We start from the raw sequence: 24,149 nt of genomic DNA on the forward strand, positions 1-24,149 counted from the left end.
GGGGGAATTGCGTGAAAAATGCGCCGTATTTGGCAGCTTTTACAACGTAGTTTTCTTGCATTTGTTTCAATACGCGTGAATAAAGCATTCGACATTGCCGGAAGCGCTTCCGGCCGAACGGACAGGAAAGGACCAGGAATGGTCAGCTTTGGCGGCCTCGCCCGCAAGATATTCGGTTCATCCAACGACCGCCAAGTGAAATCACTGCGGGTTCGTGCAGAACAGATTACTGCGCTTGAGAAGAATTACGAAGCACTCACCGACGAACAGCTTCAGGCGAAGACTGCGGAATTTCGCGCTGAACTCGCTCAGGGCAAGAAACTGGATGCATTGCTTCCCGACGCTTTTGCGACGGCTCGCGAAGCCGCCAAGCGCGTTCTCGGTATGCGCCCATTCGACGTGCAGTTGATCGGCGGCATGGTGCTGCATGAACGCGGCATCGCCGAAATGCGCACCGGTGAAGGCAAGACGCTGATGGCGACGCTGCCTGTTTACCTCAACGCTCTTGAAGGCAAGGGCGTGCATGTGGTGACGGTCAACGATTACCTCGCTACCCGCGATGCCGAAACCATGGGCAAGCTTTATAACTTCCTCGGTCTGACCGTGGGCGTTATCAAGCATGGTCTCGACGACAATGAGCGTCAGGCTGCTTACGGCTGCGACATCACCTACGGCACCAACAACGAGCTCGGCTTCGATTATCTACGCGATAACATGAAGTACGAACGTGCCCAGATGGTCCAGCGCGGTCACAACTACGCCATCGTCGACGAAGTGGATTCGATCCTCATCGATGAAGCGCGTACGCCGCTGATCATTTCCGGTCCACTCGAAGACCGTTCGGATTTCTACAACCTCATCGACACTTTCATTCCTGCTCTTGAGCCGGAAGATTTTGAAATCGATGAAAAACAGAAAACCGCGATCTTTACAGAAGTCGGCACCGAAAAGGTTGAACAGCTTCTTGAAGCTGCAGGACACCTCAAGGGTGAAAGCCTTTACGACATCGAAAACGTTGCTGTCGTTCACCACCTGAACAACGCGTTGCGCGCTCACAAACTGTTCCAGCGTGACAAGGACTACATCGTCCGCAACGACGAAATCGTCATCATCGACGAATTCACCGGCCGTATGATGCCGGGCCGCCGTTTCTCGGAAGGTCTGCATCAGGCACTGGAAGCCAAGGAACACGTCACAATCCAACCTGAAAATCAGACGCTGGCTTCGATCACGTTCCAGAACTATTTCCGTATGTACACCAAGCTCTCCGGCATGACCGGTACAGCTGCGACGGAAGCGGAAGAATTCGGCAACATCTACGGTCTGGAAGTTCTGGAAATTCCGACCAACCTGCCGGTCAAGCGTCTCGATGAAGACGACGAAGTTTATCGTACGGTTGAAGAAAAATACAAAGCCATTGTGCGTGACATTCAGGCTTCGCACGCAAAGGGCCAGCCGGTTCTCGTCGGCACAACGTCGATTGAAAAGTCGGAACTTCTGGCAGAGCGACTGCGCAAAGAGGGCATCAAGGGCTTCCAGGTTCTGAATGCCCGTTATCACGAGCAGGAAGCCTTTATTATCGCGCAGGCTGGTGTTCCGGGTGCAGTGACCATCGCCACCAACATGGCAGGTCGCGGTACGGATATTCAGCTCGGCGGCAATCTTGAAATGCGCATTCACGAAGAGCTTTCGGATATGCCTGAAGGCGCAGAGCGCACTGCAAAAATTGCCGAGATCAAGGCTGATATTGCGAAGCTGAAAGAAAAGGCTCTCGCTGCTGGCGGTCTTTATGTTCTTGCCACCGAGCGTCACGAAAGCCGTCGCATCGACAACCAGCTGCGCGGTCGTTCGGGTCGTCAGGGCGATCCGGGCCGTTCAAAGTTCTTCCTGTCGCTGCAGGACGATCTGATGCGCATCTTCGGCTCCGACCGTATGGACGGAATGCTGCAGAAGCTCGGCCTCAAGGAAGACGAAGCCATTGTTCACCCGTGGATCAATAAGGCGCTTGAAAAGGCGCAGACCAAGGTTGAGGCCCGTAACTTCGAAATCCGTAAGAACCTGCTCAAATACGACGACGTGATGAACGATCAGCGTAAGGTAATCTTCGAGCAGCGCCTTGAAATCATGGACGAAGAAGACCTGACCGAGACCGTGAACGAAATGCGTCACGAAGTTATTGAGGACATGGTTGCTCTTCGTATCCCCAAGGATGCTTATGCAGAAAAGTGGGATATTGCCGGTCTTAAGGACGATATTCTTACCAAACTTAACCTCGTCCTACCGGTGGAAGACTGGGCCAAGGAAGAGGGTATCGCCGAAGAAGAGTTTGAAACCCGTATCAAGGAAGCAGCTGACAAGGCCGCAGCCGAGAAGGCAGAGCGTTTCGGTGCGCAGATCATGACCTACATCGAGAAATCGGTGATCATGCAGTCGCTTGATAACCTCTGGCGTGAGCATCTGGTAAATCTTGACCACTTGCGTTCGGTCGTTGGTTTCCGTGGTTATGCTCAGCGCGATCCGCTGAACGAGTACAAGACTGAAGGCTTCGAGCTGTTCCAGGCTCTGCTTGCCAATCTGCGCGAAGTGGTCATCACGCAGCTGATGCGCGTTGAAATCGTTCGCGAAGCTCCGCCAGAGCCAGAACTTCCGCCGATGACCGGCCGTCATATCGACAGCACCACCGGCGAGAACGACTTTGATGAAAATGCATGGGCTGAACATCAGCAGGATGAACGCGTCATCCCGGCTGGCGATCGTGATCCGGCAGACCCGACAACATGGGGCAAGGTCAGCCGCAACGAAGCCTGCCCTTGTGGCTCAGGAAAGAAATACAAGCATTGTCACGGCGCGTTTGAATAAGCGCCTCGAAAGCAAGCTATCAAACAAAAAACCCGGCGCGCAATCGCCGGGTTTTTTCTTTTCGCTCCACAATTGGCCACCTAACTTGAATAAAATCCAGCGCAGCTTTCCGGAGCTCTTTCTGTTTATCGACACTATTTCAGTAGTTGCGCGAAAACTGATACGTTCAGAAAGTAATTACCATCTCTTTCAATTTGGCTTCGCTTTGACAGGAGGGGCCGTTTCTTTTTACCTTTTTAAAGAACTGCCATCTAATGTTCAGCTACTGCGGTCCGGCACAGTGCCGAATGCAGATACACGATGGTCCTTCAGAAGATCAGCAGAAATAGCGGATACCTAACAGGGGCCGCGATAAACAGGGTTGGCAAAGAGTGCGCTTTTCGGCAGCAAAAGCAGCGAGCCGGGTTCTACCTGGCAAGATCGCAGCTAGGCTTCGTCCCGTAACGGAGCGGGTCGATGCTATTCTGCTTGGCTCTGGTCCGCAGGCCGATGCGCAGCGCGCTTCACTTCTTGCCTTTTCCGTGCGTGTTGCAAGTGCAGCGATTGCGCTTATTTCTCAGGTTATTCTGGCGCGCTGGATGGGTGAATTCCAATACGGGATTTTCGTTCTGGTGTGGCTTTCAATGATCATCATCGGTGATCTCGCCTGCTTTGGTTTGCACACCACCATCATCCGTTATGTGCCTGAATATGTTCAGCGAAATCTGTTTAATCCACTTCGTGGTATTCTGTATGCTGGCCGTCTTTTTGCTCTTGGCTCAGCGACTGCAATCGCCTTGTTTGGCGCGGTACTGCTATTGCTTCTGAAAGATCGGATCGAGACCTATTATCTTATCCCGTTCATTCTCGGCTTTATCTGCCTGCCAATGATCGCACTTGGCAATATGCTTGATGGCATCGCTCGTTCGCGCACATGGATCATGATGGCGCTCACACCGAGCTATATCATCCGCCCTCTGCTCGTACTAATCTTCATGATCGCAGCTCACGCAGCCAGCTTGCCTTCCACAGCCACCACAGCTCTTGGAGTTTCTATCGCCGCTACATGGGCGACTACGGTTGGGCAATGGCTGATGCTTGATCGCTCCTTGAAGAGAGACATCCCATCAGGACAACGAGAAATATTGTTCGCGCAATGGATGAAGGTCGCCTTACCGATCTTCCTCGTTGAAGGCTTTTTCTTCCTGCTCATCAATATCGACGTGCTGATGGTCGGCCATGCTATGGACCCCCAGCATGTGGCGATCTATTTCGCGGCTACCAAAATCATGGCGCTTGCACACTTCGTCTATTTTGCAGTCAAAGCGAGCGTGGCGCAGCGCTATTCCGATCTTCTTCACAGTGGCGATCATGCTGAATTTGCAAGCTTTGCAGAAGCCTCAACACGCTGGACATTCTGGCCGACACTGTTTCTAGGCCTGTTCATTCTGGCGCTAGGCTATCCGCTGCTCATGCTGTTCGGCAGTGCCTTCACCGAAGGCTATCCGCTACTTTTCATTCTCATCATCGGCGTGATTGCGCGCGCAAGTGTTGGACCTGCCGAAAGCCTGCTGAACATGTCAGGCAAACAGAATATCTGCGCTCTGCTTTATGCGGTTACACTTGCAGTAAACGTTGGCCTCAATCTGGTTCTCATCCCGCGTTTCGGTCTGATGGGCGCGGCTTTCTCGACCGCTTTCTCGATGCTTCTTGAAGCCATTCTGCTCTCAACCGCCGTGCATAAAACGATGCATATCACTATGTTTATTCTCATTCCCCGAAATCGCGCTTCTGACGCCCGCAGCAATAGCTCGGAGGAGATTCTCTAATGGCCGCAAAACCTTTGCTTGAGGAATCCGCAGGCGGACATACGGCTCGCATCATCTCACAACTTTCCGACAGCGTCGCTGCAATGGATGCTACTAAGCGTCTGGAGGAAAGCCTGCACAGCAGTCGCGATATTCCGCGCAAGCTTGCGATCTATGGCGCATCGGCCGGTTTTGAGCTGCGCGACGAACTGGATCACTTAAGCAGCCGGACAATCGAACCCAACATCTTTTTCAATGCGCGCTTCCTCGCACCAGCGATGCCGCGTCTGGAAGATCGTGAAGTGCGATTCATGGTCATGCGCGACGAAAACGAAATCCGTAGCCGGCTGCGTTTCGTCATGCCTTACACGATTGAACGCCCCGGCCTGCCACTCTCATCTCCTGTTATTCGCGCATGGGCAACACCTTTCGGCCCACAGGGCACACCGCTAATCGATCACGACGATCCTGTCGGCGTTGTCGAAGATCTTTTCGATATTCTGGCGCGTGATCATATTAAAATGCCGGACGTGCTTGTTCTTCCTGAAATGCGCGCCGACGGTGCCGTCGCGAAGCTCATTCGATCCGTGGCAGTTGGACGTCAGCTACCAATCGTTTCCATAGAGCAAAAATCGCGTCCATTTCTTCAGAGCGAGCTTGATGGGGAAACCTATGTCAAACAAGCGATTGGTCCGCACCATCGCCGCGAATATAGCCGCCTTTGGCGCCGTCTCGCCGAACAAGGCGAACTCGCACATCGCATCGCGCGCACACCCGACGAAGTGCGTTTTGCATTCGAACATTTTTTGACGCTTGAAGCGAGCGGATGGAAAGGACGCCGCGGTACAGCCATGGCAGTCGACCGTTTCCGTGCAGCCTTTGCACGCGAAGCAGTTAACAATCTTGCAGAGCGCGATTGTGTACGCATCCACACACTTGAACTCGATGGCCGCGTGATCGCGATCCTGATTGTCTTCACGGTTTCTGGCGAAGCATGGACGTGGAAAACCGCCTATGACGAAACCCTGCAAGCCTACTCGCCCGGCATGTTGTTGATGATCGAGGTGGTGAAAAACCATCTGGAAGACACCAATATCACGCGCACAGATTCATGCGCCGTGCCGGATCATCCTGTCATGTCACGCTTGTGTCAGGAGCGAGAAACCATCGAAACTCTGGTGATTGGTTTGACACCGGGAGTAGACAAGCAGGTTCGTCAGGCGGCATCGCAAATCCATCTTTATCAGCGTACACGCAATCTGACCCGTATCATCCGAAATCGCATCCGAAATTTTACGGAACGGAAATAAAGCCGGCTTCAGCAAAAAGAAAAATAGAACAAATACTTGAGAAAACAGCACACTGTGCTATACTTGTTTGTGGGAGAGCGCCTGAAATCAAGCATGGCAGGCGAATAATGAGGGTTTGAGTTGGTCGCTTTGAGGTTTTTACTCCAAAGCCATCAAGTATATGAATTAGCACGACCCTCATTCGCCGCTTCAAAAATTCCAAAGCGCCTCCCTTGGGAAGGAGATGCGCTATGTTGGAATATCTCTCTTATCTGAAGACAATTGACCTCATCGTCTTGGGCTTCATTGCCTTTCTCGTCTGCTGGAATATCGTCGAGTATAATCTTCGCCGCTGAGATTATACCGAAACTCCATGAGTATAACTCATGGAGTTTGGTTAAGCCCGAGTGACGATTGAGCTTTTTCGAGGCGTGATGCGTCAGCATCTTGAGCTGCCCTGGTATTAGAGCGCATTTCGAAGAGTGCGTAGCGGTTTTGCGTCGGATAATGCGTAAAACCAAACCGTTACAGCGGTTCCAACGATTCAGTCTTAACTGAAACCGCTGTAAGAACAGGCAACTGATAGCCGCTTGATGCAAGCTCGGTCGCCTGTCCTGTTTATATTTGCGCTTGGCTGTAAGTATAATCAGTCAAGCGGCTTGAGGGTAATTGACCTCGTTTCGTTTAGCCGGTATATCCCTCCCCGCTGTCCGTTTTTGGACCATATCAGACTGCTTCGGCAGTCATGTGCGGGTGTGGTGGAACTGGTAGACGCGCCGGACTCAAAATCCGGTTCCGAAAGGAGTGTCGGTTCGATTCCGACCACCCGCACCATCATCTCACCAGCCTCTATTCACGCAGCTTCCAGTGCCTGAGTCAGATCAGCAATCAGATCATCGGGATGCTCGATACCAATCGACAGGCGGATAGTTGATTCCAGCACGCCGATGCGTTCACGCACTTCAATCGGAACGCCTGAATGTGTCATCGCTGCCGGGTGGCTTGCAAGCGATTCCGTTCCACCAAGGCTGACTGCCAGTTTCAAAATCTGCAATGCATTGAGAAAGCGGAATGCCGCTGCCTGACCACCTTTGATATCAAATGAAAAGGTTGATCCTGCCCCAGTGCATTGGCGTTTAAACAATTGACCAACATCGGATGCTGCATCTTCAAAAGGCAGATAATGCAGCTTCCCGACCTTGGGATGGTCACGCAGGAATTCGGCTATCGCCAAGGCGTTCTTGTCAGCCCGATCCATGCGAATACCAAGCGTTTCCAGTGAACGGCCAAGCATCCAGCAGGAATGCGGGTCCAGCTGTGTGCCAATGGCACCGCGCAGCGCCTTTACCTGTTTAACGACCGCCTTTGCGCCAAGGACCGCACCGGCAATCAGATCGGAATGGCCTCCCACATATTTCGTCAGCGAGTAAAGCGACAGATCTGCGCCATGATCGAGTGGCTTCTGGAAAACCGGGCCAAGCAGAGTATTATCGCAAACGATAACAGGACGATGCCCGTTCTGCTTTTCTGCAATCTTGTCTGCGACACGCCGGATCGCGGCAATATCAACAAGGCTATTGGTCGGATTGGCCGGTGTTTCAATCAGAACGACTGAGACGCGTCCCTTCTGTAGTGCTTCATCTGCAGCTTTCTCAATGGAAGCCTCATGCACGCCATCGGCAAATGCCACAGCTTCCACATTGAAATTATGAAATGTCTTGGCTAGCAGCGTTTCTGTGCCGCCATAAAGCGGCTGAGAATGCAGGATCACGTCGCCCGGTCGCGCAAATGCAAAGAGCGTCGTAGCAATCGCCGACATTCCGGAGGAAAACAGCGCGCAGCTTTCCGTGCCTTCATAAACGGCCAGACGATCTTCCACGATCTCGCTGTTAGGATGATTGAAACGCGAATAAACGAGACCGGCCCCGACACCCGCTGGCGGCTCCTTGCGTCCAGATACAAAATCAAAGAAATCGCGCCCATCTTCGGCGCTTTTAAAAACAAAGGTCGATGTCAGAAATACAGGCGGCTTGACGGCTCCCTCGGATAGTTCGGGATCGTAACCGTAATTAAGCATCTGCGTTTCGGGATGAAGCAGATGATTACCAATGCTGGTCTTGGATGGACGCGGCGCGGTCATAATAATCTCCTGAAAAACTCCTCCAGCCCTATAAGGGCTAAAGAAGTCTAACAGAGATGCGCGGCAATCTTCTTGCGTTGTTAGACGCTTAAGCGATTGAGAGCGAACACTATCGCGTGTTCTGCATATCGCAGATTACGTGGCTTACTTAACCACGAGCACAGGCACAGAGCTCAATGAAAGCACTTCAGCAGCCTGACTGCCGAGCAGCAGCTTGTTGACGCCGCGACGGCCATGCGATGCGATCACGATCAGATCACTGCCTGTCTGCTTGGCGGCTTCAATAATGCCCTGTGCTGGTGACTGGTTCTCAATGTGTAGAGTTTCAACATCAACGCCAGCAGCTTCCGCCTTGGCTTTTGCTTTGGCGAGCAAATCGGCTGCCGCTTTGGTGATTGCCTCGCGATATTCCTGGAAGGCGGCAGGGCTGGATGCCCATTCCGCAGCAACGACGATGCCATAGGATGGCAGAAGCTCGGTCACAGAAACCAGCTGCACCTTCGAGCCAAACTGCTTGGCCAGAGCCACACCCTGTTCGACGCCCTTGTCGGCAAGTTCAGATCCATCGGTTGCAATCAGAATAGTCTTATACACGGCCCAAGCCTCCAGTTTGCGATCACGATCCAACCATGCGCGCTCCTTTTGACAAGAGCATTGATGCGGATCAATCAGACAGCAAAAGCTTATAGACATGAAAAGCTTATCGGAAGGGTGAGTGATCTGTTTTCGCTCAAGGATCGGGCGATTTTCAAACAAATGATCGTGCGCTTTATCAGTACCTAATTGCTTGGAATTATCTTCTAAGGATATTGGCTTTAAAGAATATAATTCCAAATTTATGCAATCCGAAGCATGGACCCAGCTATGCTTTTGCGCCATTTCCTCATAAACTTCACTTCAAACAGAAGGAGATTATTCCATGAGCAAGCCCCTTGGCGGAAAAGACGGCGAGACCGCAGGACGCGGTCGCATCTATAATTCCATTCTCGATACGATCGGCAATACACCGCTCGTGCGCATCGACAAGTTTGCCAAGGAAAATGGCGTTGAAGCCAACCTTCTGGTCAAGCTCGAATTCTTCAATCCATTGGCGAGCGTCAAGGACCGTATCGGTCTTGCGCTGATCGAAGCGCTTGAAGCACAGGGCAAAGCTGTTCCGGGCAAGACCGTATTTGTGGAACCTACTTCCGGCAATACCGGCATCGCACTGGCTTTTGCGGCAGCCGCCAAGGGTTATCGCCTCGTTCTGACCATGCCTGAAACCATGTCTGTTGAACGCCGCAAGCTGCTCAAGCTGCTCGGTGCAGAACTGGTTCTGACGGAAGGCGCAAAAGGTATGAAAGGCGCCATTGCCAAGGCAGAAGAAATCGCCGAAGGCAACCCGAATGCCATCATTCCACAGCAGTTTGAAAATCCGGCTAACCCTGAAATTCACCGCCTTACCACGGCTGAGGAAATCTGGAACGATACCAATGGCGAAGCAGACATCCTGATTTCCGGCATTGGCACCGGCGGCACCATTACCGGCGTTGGTCAGGTCATCAAGGCACGTAAGCCATCCTTCAAGGTGATTGCTGTCGAGCCCAAGGATTCGCCAATTCTCTCCGGCGGTACACCTGGCCCACATAAGATCCAGGGCATCGGCGCGGGCTTTGCACCAAAGACGCTCGACACCAGCGTTTATGATGAAGTCGTGACCGTTTCCAACGAGGATTCCTTTGCCAATTCCCGCCTGATTGCGCGCATTGAAGGCATCCCTGTCGGCATTTCTTCAGGTGCAGCGCTCACTGCAGCTATCGAAGTCGGCAAGCGCCCTGAAAACAAGGGCAAGAACATTGTCATCATCATTCCATCATTTGCAGAACGCTATCTTTCGACGGCGCTGTTTGAAGGTCTGGAATAAGCGAGAGCTAAGGTTCGGAAAAACAAAAGCCAGAGCGGTCGCCCGCTCTGGCTTTTTTATATCTATTCTTTCGGGATTTGCCCGAAAATCAGCTAGCCGTGCGTGCCGCGCAAGCCGGGCCCGGTCCGCGCATGTAATGGCGCTCGGGCCTGTAGCTTGGTGCGACGAATTCACGAATAACATTAACGCTGTCACGCAGCTGAACTATAATGTTCATCGTCTTCACCTTTCCACCAAATTGCTTTTCGAAGATGATGCCCGTCGCAACTTGTTAGGGTTGGTGAAACAATTAATGTTTCCGAACATCTTAATGAAAACTTTAACAATTAAAGATGAACAACTTCTGAATCGCCTTGGTTAAGGTTAAGTTAACGGTAAGGATAAACAAGTTTTCCACAGCCGTGGAGAATTGGCCACTATGCTGCTTGCGGCCCGTTTAAATGGCTAGCGCCCGTGATCTCCACCAGGCCCTTGCCTAAAACAAAAAAGCCGGTGTTGAACACCGGCTTTGCAAAAATCAAAGGTTCGCTTAACGCGTTGGAACCGGGTTTTCACCACGATAATCATAGAAACCACGGCCAGTCTTACGACCAAGCCAGCCAGCTTCGACATATTTGACCAGCAGCGGGCATGGGCGATACTTCGAGTCCGACAGGCCGTCATGCAGCACCTGCATGATCGAGAGGCACGTATCAAGGCCAATGAAATCCGCGAGCTGCAAAGGTCCCATCGGATGGTTTGCACCAAGCTTCATGGCTGTGTCGATGGCCTCAACGCTGCCCACACCTTCATAGAGCGTGTAGATCGCTTCGTTGATCATAGGCAGCAGAATGCGGTTGACGATGAAAGCCGGGAAATCTTCGGCAACCGTTACAGTCTTTCCAAGTGCGGTGACAAAATCCTTCGACTTGCGGAATGTGTCTTCCTCAGTCGCGATACCGCGCACCAGCTCAACCAGTTTCATGATTGGCACGGGATTCATAAAGTGAATACCGATGAAGCGTTCTGGACGGTCAGTGGTCGAGGCGAGACGCGTGATGGAGATCGACGACGTATTGGTCGCAACAATGGCTTCAGGGTTTAGCACCGGGCAAAGCTGGGCAAAAATCTTGCGCTTGACGGTTTCGTCTTCGGTAGCGGCTTCAATTGCCAGATCAACACCTGCAAGGTCTTCCATCGAAACAGCAGGACGGATCAGCTTCATTGCATCGGCACGCTGCTGTTCTTCCAGCTTACCAGAAGATACCTGTCGCGCCATATTGCCGTTGATTGTGGCAATGCCCTTTTCCAGCCGGTCCGCAGCCGCGTCGTGCAGAAGCACGTCGTAACCTGCCAATGCGCACACATGAGCAATTCCGCTGCCCATCTGACCCGCGCCAACAATACCTACCGTCTTGATTGCCACAGTTCCAACTCCTTCATGCTCTCGCCGATGGCGAGGTCTACCGCCGCTTTCGCGCTTTTCCGAAAGCCTGCCTAACAAGACAGTTACAGCCGAAAAATGCAAGACCACCATATGAATAACCCGCCCGAGCGCCAACTAAAGTCAACGCAGGACGGGTGTGAAAAAGGCGGCAGGTTATCCCTGCCGCCTTTCCAATTTATCAGAGCGCTTTCTGCAGCTCTGGCAGAATAGTGAAGAGATCACCAACGAGGCCATAATCAGCCACCTGGAAGATCGGTGCTTCTTCGTCCTTGTTGATCGCAACAATCACGCGGCTGTCTTTCATGCCAGCCAGATGCTGGATCGCGCCTGAAATACCAACTGCGATGTAAAGTTCCGGTGCAACCACCTTGCCGGTCTGGCCAACCTGCCAGTCGTTTGGAGCGTAGCCCGCATCAACCGCCGCACGGCTGGCACCAACGGCTGCACCAAGCTTGTCGGCAACAGGAAGGATCACTTCCTCAAACTTCTCCGACGAACCAAGTGCACGACCGCCCGAGATGATGATCTTGGCAGAAGTCAGTTCCGGACGATCAGAATCCGAAAGCTTGTTTTCAACAAAGCTCGACAATGCCGGATCAGCAGCCGCATTGATGCTTTCAACCGAAGCCGAACCGCCCTCAGCTGCTGCCGAGAAAGAAGCCGTACGAACCGTGATGACCTTCTTGGAATCGGTCGACTGCACGGTCTGGATCGCATTGCCCGCATAGATCGGACGCTTGAAGGTGTCAGCGGACACAACTTCCATGATTTCCGACAGCTGCATCACATCAAGCAGTGCTGCAACGCGCGGCAGCACGTTCTTGGCCGAAGTGGTGGCTGGTGCAATGATCGTGTCGTAGTTTCCTGCGAGTTCAACGATGGCTGCAGCCAGTGGCTCGGCCAGACGGTTTTCCAGCGCATCGCTTTCAGCCAACAGAACCTTGCGAACACCAGAAAGCTTGGCGGCTGCATCAGCGGCAGCTTTCGCGCCCTTGCCTGCAACCAGAATATCGACATCGCCACCGATCTGGGCAGCAGCAGTCAGAGCCTTTGCAGTCTGATCGGAAAGGCTTGCATTGTCGTGTTCGGCAATAAGAAGAATAGCCATGTGTTTGTCCCTTCCGATCTCTTACAATACGCCGTCGGCTTTAAGCTTCTCGACCAGCTCGGAAACCGAACCAACCTTCACGCCAGCCTTGCGGCCACCCGGTTCTTCAGTTTTCAGAACCTTGAGACGCGGCGCAATGTCAGCACCGAAATCAGCAGGCGACTTCTCATCAAGCGGCTTCTTCTTTGCCTTCATGATGTTTGGCAGCGATGCATAACGCGGCTGGTTCAAACGAAGATCAACCGTGACAATGGCTGGAAGCTTCACATCAATGGTCTGAAGACCACCATCGACTTCACGCGTCACCTTGGCCGAACCGTCAGCAAGCTCCACCTTCGAGGCGAAAGTCGCCTGGCTCCAGTTGAGCAGTGCCGAAAGCATCTGGCCGGTCTGGTTGGCATCGTCGTCAATCGCCTGCTTGCCGAGGAAAACGAGGTCTGGCTGTTCAGCATCAACCACGCCCTTCAGAACCTTCGCAACACCAAGCGGCTCGACGGTTTCGTCAGTCTTCACCAGAATTGCACGGTCAGCACCCATGGCAAGTGCGGTGCGCAGCGTTTCCTGCGCCTGTGCCGGACCGACCGAAACCACGACGATTTCCGTGACCTTGCCTGCTTCCTTCAAACGGATCGCTTCTTCAACCGCGATCTCGTCAAAAGGGTTCATCGACATCTTGACGTTTGCAAGCTCAACGCCCGAACCATCTCCCTTAACACGGATCTTTACGTTGTAATCTACAACCCGCTTTACTGCGACAAGGACTTTCATCCGCGATTACCTCTTCAATGACTTTTGCGACACGACTATGCCGCCGTGAATCTTTGCCCGCATGTCAGAATCCGACATGAAAACGTTGCTGACAGAAACGCCGTTAAAACCGGCACTTCCCCGCAACATCAGGAACCGGCACGAAACCTAAAGACGGTTGACGTGCGCGTCAATCGCGGATGGCCGGCAATATCGATTTAAATGAATATATTCTGACAGATAGTCATTCCAATTTCGCACTAACACGCATCAAGCCCTATCTCATCCACCCAATGCGCTTTGATGCCTTTCCTTCATGCATGGCTCCTCGCATTTTCGTGGCGTTTACAAGCCCGGTCTCATGCGGTAGGAGAGCCGCGTAAACATCCGGTCGCAGCCTACCCGGTCAAAACAAGGACTCAAACTATGAAGACGCTTGTCATCTGCTCCGGCGGATTGGACTCCGTTTCGCTCGCGCATAAAATCGCGGCGGAACAACAGCTCACTGGCCTGATCTCTTTTGATTACGGCCAAAGGCACAAAAAGGAATTGAGCTTCGCGGAAGCCTGTGCAAAGCGGCTCAATGTCCCACATCAGATCATCGATATCCGCCCCATTGGCGCCAGTCTGACCGGCTCAGCTCTGACAGATGATGTCGATGTTCCCGATGGTCACTATGCCGAGGAAACGATGAAAATCACCGTCGTTCCCAACCGTAACGCCATCATGCTGGCCATCGCCTTTGGCGTGGCAACAGCCCAGAAGGCAGATGCCGTGGCGCTTGCCGTTCACGGTGGCGACCACTTCATCTACCCCGATTGTCGTCCCGGCTTTATCGACGCTTTCCAGACCATGCAGAACCATGCGCTGGAAGGATATGCCGATATTCAGGTGCTTGCGCCCTATGTGCACAAGTCAAAAAGCGACATCGTTTCAGATGGTGTAAAATACAAGGCACCGTTTGAAGCAACATGGTCCTGCTACAAGGGTGGCGAACATCATTGCGGGCGATGCGGCACCTGTGTCGAACGTCGCGAGGCTTTCCATCTGGCGGGCGTCACAGATCCTACCCGCTATGAGGATGCAGATTTCTGGCGTGCCGCAATCGAGAAAAGGAGCGCCTGATGTTTCGTATCACCAAGGAATTCCATTTCTCCGCTTCTCATCAGCTGACAGAATTACCCGCCGATCATCAATGTGCGCGGCTGCACGGGCACAATTACATCGTTGAAGTTGAACTGTCTTCAGCCGATCTCAATGAGCATGGCTTCGTGCGTGATTATCACGAGCTGGCGCCACTCAAGCGCTATATCGATGATGAGCTCGATCACCGCCATCTCAATGATGTGCTCGGGCATAATTGCGTGACGGCAGAGTTTCTGGCGCGCCATCTTTATGAGTGGTGCCAGACACGCTGGCAGGAAGTCACAGCGGTAAGGGTCAGCGAAACGCCGAAGACATGGGCGGAGTATCGTCCCGAGAGCCGGTCATGAAAACAAGCTCCGAAATCCGCATCAGCGAGATTTTCGGTCCTACCATTCAAGGCGAAGGTGTGTTGAGCGGTGAGCCGACTGTTTTCGTGCGCACGGGCGGCTGCGACTACCGCTGCGCATGGTGTGACAGTCTGCACGCTGTTGAAAGCCGCTTTCGCCATGACTGGAAACCGATGAGCGTTGATGCCATCTGGCATGAAGTGACGATACTTTCTGGAAAAAAGCCAATAACAGTGTCACTTTCTGGCGGAAATCCAGCAATTCAGCCTTTGGGACCACTGATCGATCATGGTCACACGCAAGGTTATCGCTTTGCACTGGAAACACAGGGGTCGGTGGCAAAGGACTGGTTTTCCAGGCTCGATACGCTTGTTCTGAGTCCAAAACCGCCTTCAAGCGGCATGGATACGGACTGGAACGCGCTTGCTGCATCCATCGATGCTGCGGGACCGGCACCAAAGACAGTGCTGAAATTCGTGGTCTTCGATGATGCGGATTATGCCTTTGCAAGGGCAGCGTCAGCACGTCATCCGCATTTGGCCGTCTACCTCCAGCCCGGCAATCACACACCGCCACCGCCCGAAGATGACGATGCCCGCATCGACATGGACGGCATCATGAGCCGCATGGAATGGCTGATCGACAAGGTGATGGCAGATCGCTGGTTTGAGGCCCACGTTCTGCCCCAGCTTCATGTGCTGATCTGGGGCAATAAGCGTGGTGTCTGAAACCATCCGCGACGCGCATTGTCGTCAGGCCGTGGCGAAAATGGTGATCTGTTGAGCATCGGAGCGGAGCTTACTTGAAGTAAGTGAGCACCGAAGCGCAAACAGAACGCCATTTGCAGACCGGCATCACGGCAATGCCTATCTATTTTGGCCCGGCACCCAAAGAACATCCCTTGCGCCGTTTTCATTGACGGCGCGGGCAGCGACGAACAGGAAATCGGAGAGGCGGTTGATATATTGCAGCGCTTCCTCTGAAACCACTTCGCCTTCAGTCTTTGCAAGCTGTACCATCAACCGTTCCGCACGACGCGATACGGTGCGTGCCAGATGCAGCGCCGCAGAAGCGGCCGAACCACCTGGCAGAATGAACGACCGCAGCGGCGGAATATCCGCGTTCAGATAGTCAATGTCGGATTCAAGCCGTGTAACCTGCGAGGCAACAATACGCAGTGGCTCATAGGAAAGCGGTTCACCGTCATCGGGCGTTGAAAGATCGGCACCAAGATCGAACAGATCATTCTGGATGCGCATGAGCATAACATCAATATGCACATAATCAGCAGCCTCCGTATGCAGTCGAACCAGACCAATACAAGCATTGGTTTCGTCGACCGTACCGTAAGCTTCCACACGCAAATCAGATTTCAGCCTGCGCGGACCCGAGGTCAGGCCAGTGGTTCCATCATCACCGGTACGAGTATAAATCTTGTTGAGCTTGACCATGGTTACTGTCCACTCGTCTGACGTGCGAAATAAATGGCAGCCACGATCAAAACCACAGCGATAAACTGCAGAAAGACACGCAGCTGCATCATCTTGTTGGAGAAGTTGCCATCACCACCGCGCATCATATTGCGCAGGCCGATAATCAGCACAATCGCCACGGCGAACATGGCCACCATGGCCGCAGCTTTGAACAGAAAGTCCATTTAGTTCTCTCCCATAATCCGCCGTACTTTTTTAATTCAAGACTGGTCGGACAGCATTCGGTAAAGCCAGCGTGACGGCATTAGGCGTCGTGCAAGAATACCCAGTTTAGCCGGTCGCGTAACCGCATAATGCGGACGCGGCTTAGGCGCCTCCAATGCATGCACAAGTACCGCGTAAACCGCTTCGGGGCCAAGCTTGTTTTTTGATTTTGTACCACCGCTTTCAAGCTTTGCCATCTGTCGCTGATATAACTCGCGATGAACGGAATGCTCGAGATCGATATTGGCGCGCGCATGCATGGCCGCATTATAGGTGAACTGCGAGGCAATCGGTCCCGGCTCTATCATGGACACCTCAATGCCGGAGCCTTCCAGCTCCATGCGTTGAGCCATCATCAGCCCTTCCAGCGCGAATTTCGAGGCAACATATGCACCGCGCCATTTCATCGGCACAAGCCCGAGGATTGATGAACAATGCACAATCCGACCCTGCCCCTGCGCACGCATTACCGGAATGATGCGGCGTGTCAGATCATGCCAGCCGAAGAAGTTGGCCTCGAACTGCGCACGCAGTGCTTCAACGGGAAGATCCTCAATGGCGCCGGGCTGTGCGTAGGCGCCATTGTTGAACAGCGCGTCCAGCCTGCCATCCGTTGCACGCAAGACTTCGTCGACCAGCGCTTCGATCGACTGCGGTTCGGTATAATCGAGATAAAAAGCCTCAATGCCTTTGGCTTTCAGTGCTGCGATATCCTGATCTTTCCGCGCGGTGGCAAACACACGCCAGCCAGCCTGATGCAAGGCGCTCGCGCAATAGGCCCCGATGCCGGAAGAACACCCCGTTATCAGGATGCTGCGCTTTGCATTTTGTGAGACCATGGCTTGTTTCCTAAGGCAGGATTTTGGCCAGAGTGCTTGATTCGCAAAAGGTTTAAAACAGCCCACCCCTTGCATTTCCGAATTCGATACTAGATTTAAGGCCTTGAATTCAAATAACTGAACTGAGAGGGACAAATCTGCGGATGCGAAAAGTAAGGCGTTTTCTCCGTCAGATCACCTTCGATGTTTATGGGCATTTCAGTAGCGACGATGGCTGGGCATTTGCCTCGCACATTGCTCTGTCCGGGCTGATGGCGCTGTTCCCGTTTCTGATCTTTGCAACGTCACTCGCCAGCTTTCTCGGCACCAAGGAATTCGCCAATAATGCGGTGCATGTCATTTTCGATATGTGGCCGTCGAATATTGCAGGCCCGATCGCCAATGAAGTGATGAACGTTCTGACGGTTCAGCGTAGTGGACTCCTGACCTTGAGTGTGATCGCTGCCGCCTATTTTGCCTCCAATGGTGTGGAAGCACTGCGCATGTCGCTCAACCGCGCCTATCGTGTGACCGACCAGCGTTCGATCATTTTCTGCCGTCTGCAAAGCTTGGGCTTCGTGCTTATTGGCACAATCAGCCTGATGGCAATCAGCTTTCTGCTGGTTCTTGCACCGCTTGCCGTGCGTTTGGCTGAGCAATGGTTTCCAGACATCGCACCATTTACAGGCACAATCGCCATCTGGCGCTATACGATTGCAGTGATCGTTCTGGTGCTTGCGCTTTTCATCGTGCATATCTGGCTGCCTGCAGGAAAACGGCGCTTGAGCGACATTCTCCCCGGCATCGGCATCACGCTGGTTGCTTGGCTGGCCGCTGCAACAGCCTTTGCAAAATATCTCGAAACTTTTGCAAATTACGTCACCACCTATGCAGGCCTTGCTTCGATCATGGTGGCAATCGTATTTCTCTATATGCTTTCGGCAATCTTCATCATCGGAGCGGAAATCAACGCGGCGATCATGAACTTCCGCAAGCGCGAGCAGCAGCCCGAACTCAATATAGAATAGCTATTTGCGGAGGGTTGTGAGTGCGACACCGAGCGTTGTCACCACCATGCCCGCGATCTGAATCGGGCCAAGCGTTTCACCGAAAATCAGATAGGCCATGATCGCAGCTGTCCCGGGCACCAGATAGAAAAGCGATGCAACTTTCGACATCGCTCCTTCGCGGATCATCACCAGCAGTGCCAGAATAGCACCGATGGAAATCGCCAGTGTCAGCCAGACCACCGCAAAGATGAGCTGAGGCGACCAGATCATAACGCGGGTTTCAAAAGTGAAAGCACAGATAGCGGTAAGCGCGGCTGCTGCGATATATTGCACCGCCGTCCCGGTTTTAAGATCCGCTGCTGTACCAAAACGCTTCTGCCACACCGTACCCGTGCTGATCGCAAGAACCGCCACAAGTGCTGCTGCCAGGCTTTGCGGATCGACACCGCTATGGCCTGAAAATTTCGGCCACACCACCATAGCAACACCAAGAAAGCCGATAAGCAGCCCCAGCCATTGCCGGCCGCTGGCCCGCTCGCCTAAAAGAAGCGCTGCAATTAGAGTGGTCAACATTGGCTGAAGACCAGCGACAAGCCCCGACATGCCTGCTGGTAGGCCATGATGCACGGCCCAGAAAAGTGCAGAGAGATAAACACCATGGATCAGGCAGCCTGCGATGGCTGCATGCATCAGCACTTTGCCCCTCGGCCAGACACTATGGCTGGCCAAAGCCCAAATGATCATAATGAGAGCTGCAATGGAGAACCGCACCGCCATAAAGCTGAATGGTTCTGCATAGGGCATAGAAAGCCCAGCCCCGATGAAGCCGGTGGCCCAGAGCAGAACAAACATGAGGGGGAAAAAGCGGGTAGCCATGATCAGAAACTCTTTTCTTTGGCGCCTGCTCTAATCCGGTTCTGAGAATTGCGCTATCGCATAAATCTGATTGCTGCGATCAATTTGCCAAATGCCTCGCTTCTGCCTATGAAACGGCATGGACATTCAGAACGACACAATCCGCATTTTTGTTGATGCCGACGCTTGCCCGGTAAAGGCGGAAGTCTACCGCGTTGCTGAACGTCACGGCTTGGCCGTTGTGCTCGTGGCCAACAGCTATATTGCCATCCCACGCGATGCAGAACGCGTCGAACGTGTCATTGTGTCCGACAAGCTTGATGCGGCTGACGATTGGATCGCTGAAAATTCCCGCCCCGGCATTGTCGTCATCACCGCGGATATCCCGCTGGCAAGCCGCTCGATTGAAATGGGCGCATCGGTCATCGCACCCAATGGCAAAGTTCACACGCCGAGCACGATCGGGAACACACTCGCGACACGCAATCTGATGGATTCGCTGCGTTCGGCAGGCGAAACAACGCGAGGACCAGCGCCATTTTCGCCAAAAGACCGCTCAGCATTTCTGTCCGCCCTTGAACTGGCGATCGTCCAGTTGAAACGCTCCGGCTTTAAATCAGCTTGATCGGATCGAGGCTGTCGCAATACCAGCACCGATCAACATCGTTCCGCCTGCCCGATTGAAGATGCGAAGGGCGCGCTCATTGGCAAAGAAGCGACGGGCGCGCGTGGCAATCAGCGCATAAGCAAAGGCATTGAGAAATGCCAGCACAAGGAACGTGGTTTCAAAGACCAGCATCTGCGTCATGAAATCACGATGCGGGCTCAAGAACTGCGGCAGGAAAGCGACGAAAAACGTAATGCTTTTGGGGTTTAGCGCTGTCACCAGCCAAGCATGAAGCAGCATCCGCACTGGCTTAACCTCATCGTGCCGCGCCTTGGCGTCCATTGTGCCACCGGCACGAAACAACTTGATACCCAACCAGATGAGATAGGCAGCACCAACCCACTTAACCGCAGTGAATACCGTCGCTGACGCGGCGAGAAGCGCACCGACACCCAGCATGGAAAGCGTCATGGCGGTAAAATCACCAAGTGCCACGCCAATTGCCATGGGGAGAGCAGCTTTCCAGCCCTGCCCGAGCGCATAGGATACCACCAGCAAAACCGTTGGTCCCGGAATAATCAGAAGCACAATGGATGCGGCAGAAAATGCCAGCCAGACTTCAATGCTCATGGGCAACTTCCTCTCTCAAGAAGAGGAAGCCACCGAACGGTATAATTGTCTATCTAAAGTTTTTGCGCAGCTTCAATCAGCTTGATCGCATCCGGACTATCCCATGGAGCCGGACCATTCATTGACGCAATCTGGCAGCTATCCCTGTCGACCAGCAATGTTACCGGCAGGCCAAAAGCCAGATTCTTGCGCTTTAATTCATTGAAGCTCGACATGGTGGCATCGCGGTTGAGGCTCAGACTCTTGATGCCGATCTCTTCGAGAAACTTTTTAGGCTTCTCATCCGATCCAGTATCGATATTGATCGCGACGACATCAAAATCGCTTCCGCCCTTCTCAGCCTGAAGATTATCAAGCTCGGGCATCTCTTCGCGGCACGGCGCACACCAGGTCGCCCAGAGGTTCACAAGCAGCGTCTTGCCCTTGTAATCACCAAGCGTCATCTGTTTGCCATCGGGTCCAGTGAAAGCAATATGAGCCACTGAAATCGGCTTCTCGGCGGCACGCATGGCGGCAACGCTTCCGGTTGCAGCTTGATCAAGGCTCTTCAGGCTATCGGCTTTCAGCGCACATTGTGCGGAAGCCTCATCACTTTGAACGTAAACTTCGCTGGGTGTAGCATTGCCAGAAGGCCGTTCCATCACGTATACCGCGCCTATACCGGCAATGACACCGGCCAGAGCGGCAAGATAGACGATCCTGCGATTTCCTGACTTAGCCTTATCGTTGTCTTTTGCCATCTCGCGTCACTTCTTTCCTAGTCTTGCATTCGAGGCATACGAGCATGAGCGAACAAAAATCAAGCAATCAGATGTGGGGCGGCCGTTTTGCCTCAGGACCCGATGCGATCATGGAAGAGATCAATGCATCGATTGGCTTCGACCGCAAACTCTATGCGCAGGATATTCAGGGATCACTCGCCCATGCAGCCATGCTTGCAAAGACTGGCATCATTGCGGCAGATGATCATAAAAAGATCGAAGACGGTCTGAAAACCATCCTGAAAGAAATCGAAGACGGCAAATTCACCTTCTCGCGCAAGCTGGAAGATATTCATATGAATATTGAAGCGCGTCTGGCCGATCTGATTGGCGCATCTGCCGGTCGTCTGCACACGGCCCGCTCGCGCAATGATCAGGTGGCTGTTGATTTCCGCCTCTGGGTTAAACAGGAAATGCAGAAGACTGCGGTCGCTCTTGAAGGCCTCATCAACGCGTTTCTTGAACGTGCCGAAGAACATGTAGCAACCGTCATGCCGGGCTTCACACATTTGCAGACCGCACAGCCTGTCACTTTTGGGCATCATTGCATGGCCTATGTGGAAATGTTTGGCCGCGATCTGTCTCGTGTACGCGATGCGATTGAACGCATGGACGAATCGCCTTTGGGTGCGGCAGCGCTTGCTGGAACCGGCTTCCCGATTGATCGCCACATGACAGCGACAGCGCTCGGTTTCCGTGAACCAACCCGCAACTCGCTCGACAGCGTTTCCGACCGTGACTACGCACTGGAATTCCTATCGCTCGCAGCCATCTGCGCGGGTCATATGTCACGCCTTGCCGAAGAAATCGTCATCTGGTCGACGCCGCAGTTCAATTTCGTGCGCCTGTCCGACGCTTTCTCGACCGGCTCGTCGATCATGCCGCAGAAGAAGAACCCGGACGCTGCCGAACTGGTCCGCGCCAAGACCGGCCGTATCAACGGTTCGCTAGTTGCCCTTCTCACCATCATGAAGGGTCTGCCGCTCGCCTATTCCAAGGATATGCAGGAAGACAAGGAACAGGTTTTCGACGCTGCCGAAAATCTGGAACTCGCAATTGCCGCCATGTCCGGCATGGTGCGTGACCTGACCATCAATGTTGCAAGCATGAAGAAGGCTGCAGGTTCGGGTTATTCGACCGCAACCGATCTTGCCGACTGGCTGGTGCGTGAGCTTGGCCTTCCTTTCCGTGACGCCCACCATGTGACGGGCCGCGCCGTGGCTCTGGCCGAAAGCAAAAAGGTCGACCTCTCCAGGCTTTCGCTGGAAGACCTTCAGTCGATCAATCCGGGTATTACCGATGCGATCTTCGGCTATCTGACGGTTGAGAAGTCGGTCAAGAGCCGTCAGTCCTTTGGCGGAACAGCGCCACAGGAAGTGCGCCGCCAGATCCGTTATTGGAAAAAGCGCATTACAAAGGCGTAAGCTGAGCATGTTAGTGAGATCGCTCTTGAAGGAGTGATTTCACTTTCAGATATTTTGGGTTAGACCTGACCCATAGGACAAATTCCGGGAACCAAAGCTGATGACAGGCCGCTCCGCCATTTCTTCCGTTCTTCTGATCGCCGCTCTTGCAGCCACTCTTGCCGCTTGCGGACGAAAAGGCCCGCTTGAGCCACCGCCAGCACAGCTCATCACCAATGAACAGGGTCGCACGGTCGAGAAACCGAAGGAAGACAAGCCCTTCATCCTCGACAAGATTCTGTAATAGCTTATCAAGCAGGGACTGTTTCCCGTGAATCATTTTGAATATCGCGACGGCGTTCTCCACGCCGAAAATGTAAGCCTGCCCGAAATCGCAAAAGAAGTCGGCACACCTTTTTACGTCTATTCGCGCGCCACGATCGAGCGTCATTTCCGCGTCTTCAGCGAAGCCTTTGCGGATCTGGAAACGCTGGTAACTTACGCGTTGAAGGCGAATTCGAACCTGGCTGTTCTCAAGACTCTCGCCAAGCTCGGCGCAGGCGCTGACACGGTTTCGGAAGGCGAAATCCGCCGTGCCTTAGCTGCCGGTATTCCGGCCAACAAGATCGTGTTTTCCGGCGTTGGCAAAACCCCGCATGAAATGGATTTTGCGCTGGAAGCAGGCATCTACTGCTTTAACGTCGAATCCGAACCGGAGCTGGAAATTCTTTCCGCCCGCGCAGTCAAGGCGGGCAAGGTTGCATCTGTATCCTTGCGCATCAATCCGGATGTCGATGCCAAGACCCATGCCAAGATTTCGACCGGTAAGTCCGAAAACAAGTTCGGCATTCCACGCGTAAAAGCCCGGCAGGCCTATGCGCGCGCTGCAAGCCTGCCCGGTATCGATGTTGTCGGCATTGATATGCATATCGGTAGCCAGATCATTGATCTTGAGCCTTTCGACAATGCGTTTGCACTGATGGCGCAGCTGGTTGAGGAATTGCGGACTGACGGCCACAATATCCGCCACGTCGATGTTGGCGGAGGCTTAGGCATTCCTTATCGTACCGATAACAACCCACCGCCGCTGCCGGTTGCTTATGCGGAAATTGTCGCAAAGCATATCAAGCCGCTTGGCCTCAAAACCGTGTTTGAGCCGGGTCGGCTGATCGTCGGCAATGCCGGTCTTCTAGTAACGGAAGTTATTTTCGTAAAGGAAGGCGACGCCAAGAACTTCATCATCGTTGATGCGGCGATGAACGATCTCATCCGTCCGACCCTTTACGAAGCTTTCCACGACATCAAGCCAGTTTTGGAAACCAAAGATAATGCCCCACGCATTCGCGCCGATTTTGTCGGCCCTGTTTGTGAAACCGGCGACTATCTAGGCCTTGACCGTGAAGTGGCAAAGCCTGCTCCGGGAGATCTGATCGCTGTCTGTACGACGGGCGCCTATGGCGCAGTTCTGTCGAGCACCTACAACAGCCGTCTCTTGATCCCAGAAGTGCTGGTGGATGGTGATCGCTACCACGTCATTCGTCCACGCCGGACCTATGAAGAGCTTCTGGCACTCGATTCTGTACCGGACTGGCTATAAATTAGAGGCCCAGCCTCGC

The 24,149-nt window shown here is 53.3% G+C and carries 24 protein-coding genes and 1 tRNA gene; 13 read left to right on the forward strand and 12 right to left on the reverse strand.

Annotated features, from left to right (window positions below):
* Positions 1 to 138 precede the first annotated feature (138 nt).
* From secA to CEV34_RS05905, 4 genes are all read left to right on the forward strand, one after another.
* Positions 139 to 2,859, forward strand: a complete 2,721-nt coding sequence (gene secA / locus CEV34_RS05890; protein WP_007872016.1) for a preprotein translocase subunit SecA — start codon at positions 139 to 141, stop codon at positions 2,857 to 2,859.
* 371 nt (positions 2,860 to 3,230) lie between these two features.
* Complete coding sequence (locus CEV34_RS05895; protein ID WP_007872017.1) at positions 3,231 to 4,667, forward strand: lipopolysaccharide biosynthesis protein; 1,437 nt, start codon at positions 3,231 to 3,233, stop codon at positions 4,665 to 4,667.
* The gene (gene bspF / locus CEV34_RS05900) at positions 4,667 to 5,956 is read left to right on the forward strand and encodes a type IV secretion system effector crotonyl transferase BspF (protein ID WP_007872018.1); all 1,290 of its coding nucleotides are present in this window, start codon (positions 4,667 to 4,669) and stop codon (positions 5,954 to 5,956) included. Before CEV34_RS05895 ends, bspF begins: the two co-directional genes overlap by 1 nt.
* A 728-nt stretch (positions 5,957 to 6,684) precedes the next feature.
* Positions 6,685 to 6,769 (forward strand) — tRNA-Leu (locus CEV34_RS05905).
* A 19-nt stretch (positions 6,770 to 6,788) separates the two neighbouring features.
* Here CEV34_RS05905 and CEV34_RS05910 read toward each other — a convergent pair.
* Positions 6,789 to 8,075 (reverse strand): cystathionine gamma-synthase family protein, encoded by a 1,287-nt coding sequence (locus tag CEV34_RS05910; RefSeq protein WP_007872021.1) that lies wholly within the window; start codon positions 8,073 to 8,075, stop codon positions 6,789 to 6,791.
* Between the two features lie 144 nt (positions 8,076 to 8,219).
* Positions 8,220 to 8,669 carry a universal stress protein gene (locus CEV34_RS05915; protein WP_007872025.1) on the reverse strand — a complete coding sequence of 150 codons (450 nt, stop codon included), beginning with the start codon at positions 8,667 to 8,669 and terminating at the stop codon, positions 8,220 to 8,222.
* 325 nt (positions 8,670 to 8,994) lie between these two features.
* Here CEV34_RS05915 and cysK point away from each other — a divergent pair, with 325 nt between their 5' ends.
* Positions 8,995 to 9,978: a cysteine synthase A gene (gene cysK / locus CEV34_RS05920; protein ID WP_007872027.1), complete on the forward strand. Its 984-nt coding sequence runs from the start codon at positions 8,995 to 8,997 to the stop codon at positions 9,976 to 9,978.
* A gap of 88 nt (positions 9,979 to 10,066) precedes the next feature.
* Here the strand turns inward: cysK and CEV34_RS27530 are convergent, their stop codons facing one another.
* The 4 genes from CEV34_RS27530 to CEV34_RS05935 form a co-directional block, all read right to left on the reverse strand.
* Positions 10,067 to 10,195: a hypothetical protein gene (locus CEV34_RS27530; RefSeq protein WP_256443819.1), complete on the reverse strand. Its 129-nt coding sequence runs from the start codon at positions 10,193 to 10,195 to the stop codon at positions 10,067 to 10,069.
* A gap of 312 nt (positions 10,196 to 10,507) precedes the next feature.
* Positions 10,508 to 11,383 (reverse strand): 3-hydroxybutyryl-CoA dehydrogenase, encoded by an 876-nt coding sequence (locus CEV34_RS05925; RefSeq protein ID WP_007872032.1) that lies wholly within the window; start codon positions 11,381 to 11,383, stop codon positions 10,508 to 10,510.
* Positions 11,384 to 11,582: 199 nt separating this feature from the next.
* A complete protein-coding gene (locus CEV34_RS05930; RefSeq protein WP_007872035.1) occupies positions 11,583 to 12,512 on the reverse strand; it encodes an electron transfer flavoprotein subunit alpha/FixB family protein in 930 nt (309 codons plus the stop codon).
* Positions 12,513 to 12,533: 21 nt separating this feature from the next.
* Positions 12,534 to 13,280, reverse strand: a complete 747-nt coding sequence (locus tag CEV34_RS05935) for an electron transfer flavoprotein subunit beta/FixA family protein (protein WP_007872038.1) — start codon at positions 13,278 to 13,280, stop codon at positions 12,534 to 12,536.
* A 405-nt stretch (positions 13,281 to 13,685) separates the two neighbouring features.
* Between CEV34_RS05935 and queC the strand changes: the two genes are divergently transcribed.
* From queC to queE, 3 genes are read left to right on the forward strand one after another with little or no spacing between them, the layout of a single operon-like run.
* Positions 13,686 to 14,384: a 7-cyano-7-deazaguanine synthase QueC gene (gene queC / locus CEV34_RS05940; protein WP_007872041.1), complete on the forward strand. Its 699-nt coding sequence runs from the start codon at positions 13,686 to 13,688 to the stop codon at positions 14,382 to 14,384.
* Positions 14,384 to 14,752: a 6-carboxytetrahydropterin synthase QueD gene (gene queD / locus CEV34_RS05945; protein ID WP_007872042.1), complete on the forward strand. Its 369-nt coding sequence runs from the start codon at positions 14,384 to 14,386 to the stop codon at positions 14,750 to 14,752. The genes queC and queD overlap by 1 nt, the downstream gene beginning before the upstream one ends.
* Complete coding sequence (gene queE, locus CEV34_RS05950) at positions 14,719 to 15,480, forward strand: 7-carboxy-7-deazaguanine synthase QueE (RefSeq protein ID WP_039859333.1); 762 nt, start codon at positions 14,719 to 14,721, stop codon at positions 15,478 to 15,480. The genes queD and queE overlap by 34 nt, the downstream gene beginning before the upstream one ends.
* A gap of 138 nt (positions 15,481 to 15,618) precedes the next feature.
* On the opposite strand, the gene CEV34_RS05955 is transcribed toward queE, so the two are convergent.
* Genes CEV34_RS05955 through CEV34_RS05965 form a run of 3 tightly spaced genes read right to left on the reverse strand, consistent with a single transcriptional unit; the run spans position 15,619 to position 17,288 of the window.
* The gene (locus CEV34_RS05955; protein ID WP_007872045.1) at positions 15,619 to 16,203 is read right to left on the reverse strand and encodes a cob(I)yrinic acid a,c-diamide adenosyltransferase; all 585 of its coding nucleotides are present in this window, start codon (positions 16,201 to 16,203) and stop codon (positions 15,619 to 15,621) included.
* 2 nt (positions 16,204 to 16,205) lie between these two features.
* On the reverse strand, positions 16,206 to 16,409 hold the full coding sequence (locus tag CEV34_RS05960) for a twin transmembrane helix small protein (protein ID WP_007872047.1): 204 nt from the start codon (positions 16,407 to 16,409) through the stop codon (positions 16,206 to 16,208).
* A 36-nt stretch (positions 16,410 to 16,445) separates the two neighbouring features.
* Positions 16,446 to 17,288 (reverse strand): SDR family oxidoreductase, encoded by an 843-nt coding sequence (locus tag CEV34_RS05965; protein ID WP_007872048.1) that lies wholly within the window; start codon positions 17,286 to 17,288, stop codon positions 16,446 to 16,448.
* Positions 17,289 to 17,431: 143 nt separating this feature from the next.
* Here CEV34_RS05965 and CEV34_RS05970 point away from each other — a divergent pair, with 143 nt between their 5' ends.
* Positions 17,432 to 18,295: a YihY/virulence factor BrkB family protein gene (locus CEV34_RS05970; protein WP_007872050.1), complete on the forward strand. Its 864-nt coding sequence runs from the start codon at positions 17,432 to 17,434 to the stop codon at positions 18,293 to 18,295.
* Here the strand turns inward: CEV34_RS05970 and CEV34_RS05975 are convergent, their stop codons facing one another.
* On the reverse strand, positions 18,296 to 19,153 hold the full coding sequence (locus CEV34_RS05975) for a DMT family transporter (RefSeq protein WP_007872053.1): 858 nt from the start codon (positions 19,151 to 19,153) through the stop codon (positions 18,296 to 18,298).
* 118 nt (positions 19,154 to 19,271) lie between these two features.
* Here CEV34_RS05975 and CEV34_RS05980 point away from each other — a divergent pair, with 118 nt between their 5' ends.
* Positions 19,272 to 19,757 (forward strand): YaiI/YqxD family protein, encoded by a 486-nt coding sequence (locus tag CEV34_RS05980; protein WP_007872054.1) that lies wholly within the window; start codon positions 19,272 to 19,274, stop codon positions 19,755 to 19,757.
* Here the strand turns inward: CEV34_RS05980 and CEV34_RS05985 are convergent.
* Complete coding sequence (locus CEV34_RS05985; protein ID WP_007872056.1) at positions 19,749 to 20,369, reverse strand: LysE family translocator; 621 nt, start codon at positions 20,367 to 20,369, stop codon at positions 19,749 to 19,751. The two genes, CEV34_RS05980 and CEV34_RS05985, sit on opposite strands and share 9 nt — an antisense overlap.
* Before the next feature lie 53 nt (positions 20,370 to 20,422).
* Complete coding sequence (gene tlpA / locus CEV34_RS05990; protein ID WP_007872059.1) at positions 20,423 to 21,109, reverse strand: thiol:disulfide interchange protein TlpA; 687 nt, start codon at positions 21,107 to 21,109, stop codon at positions 20,423 to 20,425.
* A gap of 44 nt (positions 21,110 to 21,153) precedes the next feature.
* On the opposite strand from tlpA, the gene argH reads away from it, so the two are divergent.
* The 3 genes from argH to lysA all read left to right on the forward strand — a co-directional run bounded on the left by argH (position 21,154) and on the right by lysA (position 24,130).
* The gene (gene argH / locus CEV34_RS05995) at positions 21,154 to 22,554 is read left to right on the forward strand and encodes an argininosuccinate lyase (protein WP_007872061.1); all 1,401 of its coding nucleotides are present in this window, start codon (positions 21,154 to 21,156) and stop codon (positions 22,552 to 22,554) included.
* A gap of 100 nt (positions 22,555 to 22,654) precedes the next feature.
* The gene (lptM, locus tag CEV34_RS06000; RefSeq protein WP_007872064.1) at positions 22,655 to 22,837 is read left to right on the forward strand and encodes an LPS translocon maturation chaperone LptM; all 183 of its coding nucleotides are present in this window, start codon (positions 22,655 to 22,657) and stop codon (positions 22,835 to 22,837) included.
* A 27-nt stretch (positions 22,838 to 22,864) separates the two neighbouring features.
* Complete coding sequence (lysA, locus tag CEV34_RS06005) at positions 22,865 to 24,130, forward strand: diaminopimelate decarboxylase (protein WP_094543463.1); 1,266 nt, start codon at positions 22,865 to 22,867, stop codon at positions 24,128 to 24,130.
* Positions 24,131 to 24,149 lie beyond the last annotated feature (19 nt).

The organism is Brucella pseudogrignonensis (assembly GCF_002252525.1).
In the GTDB taxonomy this organism is placed as follows: Bacteria; Pseudomonadota; Alphaproteobacteria; order Rhizobiales; family Rhizobiaceae; genus Brucella; species Brucella pseudogrignonensis.

Coding starts and splice junctions, on each gene's coding strand:
- queD (WP_007872042.1), top strand. CDS start 14,384: ATGTTTCGTATCACCAAGGAATTCCATTTCTCCGCTTCTCATCAGCTG.
- CEV34_RS05965 (WP_007872048.1), bottom strand. CDS start 17,288: ATGGTCTCACAAAATGCAAAGCGCAGCATCCTGATAACGGGGTGTTCT.
- CEV34_RS05930 (WP_007872035.1), bottom strand. CDS start 12,512: ATGGCTATTCTTCTTATTGCCGAACACGACAATGCAAGCCTTTCCGAT.
- lptM (WP_007872064.1), top strand. CDS start 22,655: ATGACAGGCCGCTCCGCCATTTCTTCCGTTCTTCTGATCGCCGCTCTT.
- tlpA (WP_007872059.1), bottom strand. CDS start 21,109: ATGGCAAAAGACAACGATAAGGCTAAGTCAGGAAATCGCAGGATCGTC.
- CEV34_RS05980 (WP_007872054.1), top strand. CDS start 19,272: ATGGACATTCAGAACGACACAATCCGCATTTTTGTTGATGCCGACGCT.
- queE (WP_039859333.1), top strand. CDS start 14,719: ATGGGCGGAGTATCGTCCCGAGAGCCGGTCATGAAAACAAGCTCCGAA.
- bspF (WP_007872018.1), top strand. CDS start 4,667: ATGGCCGCAAAACCTTTGCTTGAGGAATCCGCAGGCGGACATACGGCT.
- argH (WP_007872061.1), top strand. CDS start 21,154: ATGAGCGAACAAAAATCAAGCAATCAGATGTGGGGCGGCCGTTTTGCC.
- CEV34_RS05910 (WP_007872021.1), bottom strand. CDS start 8,075: ATGACCGCGCCGCGTCCATCCAAGACCAGCATTGGTAATCATCTGCTT.
- CEV34_RS05985 (WP_007872056.1), bottom strand. CDS start 20,369: ATGAGCATTGAAGTCTGGCTGGCATTTTCTGCCGCATCCATTGTGCTT.
- CEV34_RS05935 (WP_007872038.1), bottom strand. CDS start 13,280: ATGAAAGTCCTTGTCGCAGTAAAGCGGGTTGTAGATTACAACGTAAAG.
- secA (WP_007872016.1), top strand. CDS start 139: ATGGTCAGCTTTGGCGGCCTCGCCCGCAAGATATTCGGTTCATCCAAC.
- CEV34_RS05960 (WP_007872047.1), bottom strand. CDS start 16,409: ATGGACTTTCTGTTCAAAGCTGCGGCCATGGTGGCCATGTTCGCCGTG.
- CEV34_RS05970 (WP_007872050.1), top strand. CDS start 17,432: ATGCGAAAAGTAAGGCGTTTTCTCCGTCAGATCACCTTCGATGTTTAT.
- CEV34_RS05975 (WP_007872053.1), bottom strand. CDS start 19,153: ATGGCTACCCGCTTTTTCCCCCTCATGTTTGTTCTGCTCTGGGCCACC.
- cysK (WP_007872027.1), top strand. CDS start 8,995: ATGAGCAAGCCCCTTGGCGGAAAAGACGGCGAGACCGCAGGACGCGGT.
- CEV34_RS27530 (WP_256443819.1), bottom strand. CDS start 10,195: ATGAACATTATAGTTCAGCTGCGTGACAGCGTTAATGTTATTCGTGAA.
- CEV34_RS05955 (WP_007872045.1), bottom strand. CDS start 16,203: ATGGTCAAGCTCAACAAGATTTATACTCGTACCGGTGATGATGGAACC.
- queC (WP_007872041.1), top strand. CDS start 13,686: ATGAAGACGCTTGTCATCTGCTCCGGCGGATTGGACTCCGTTTCGCTC.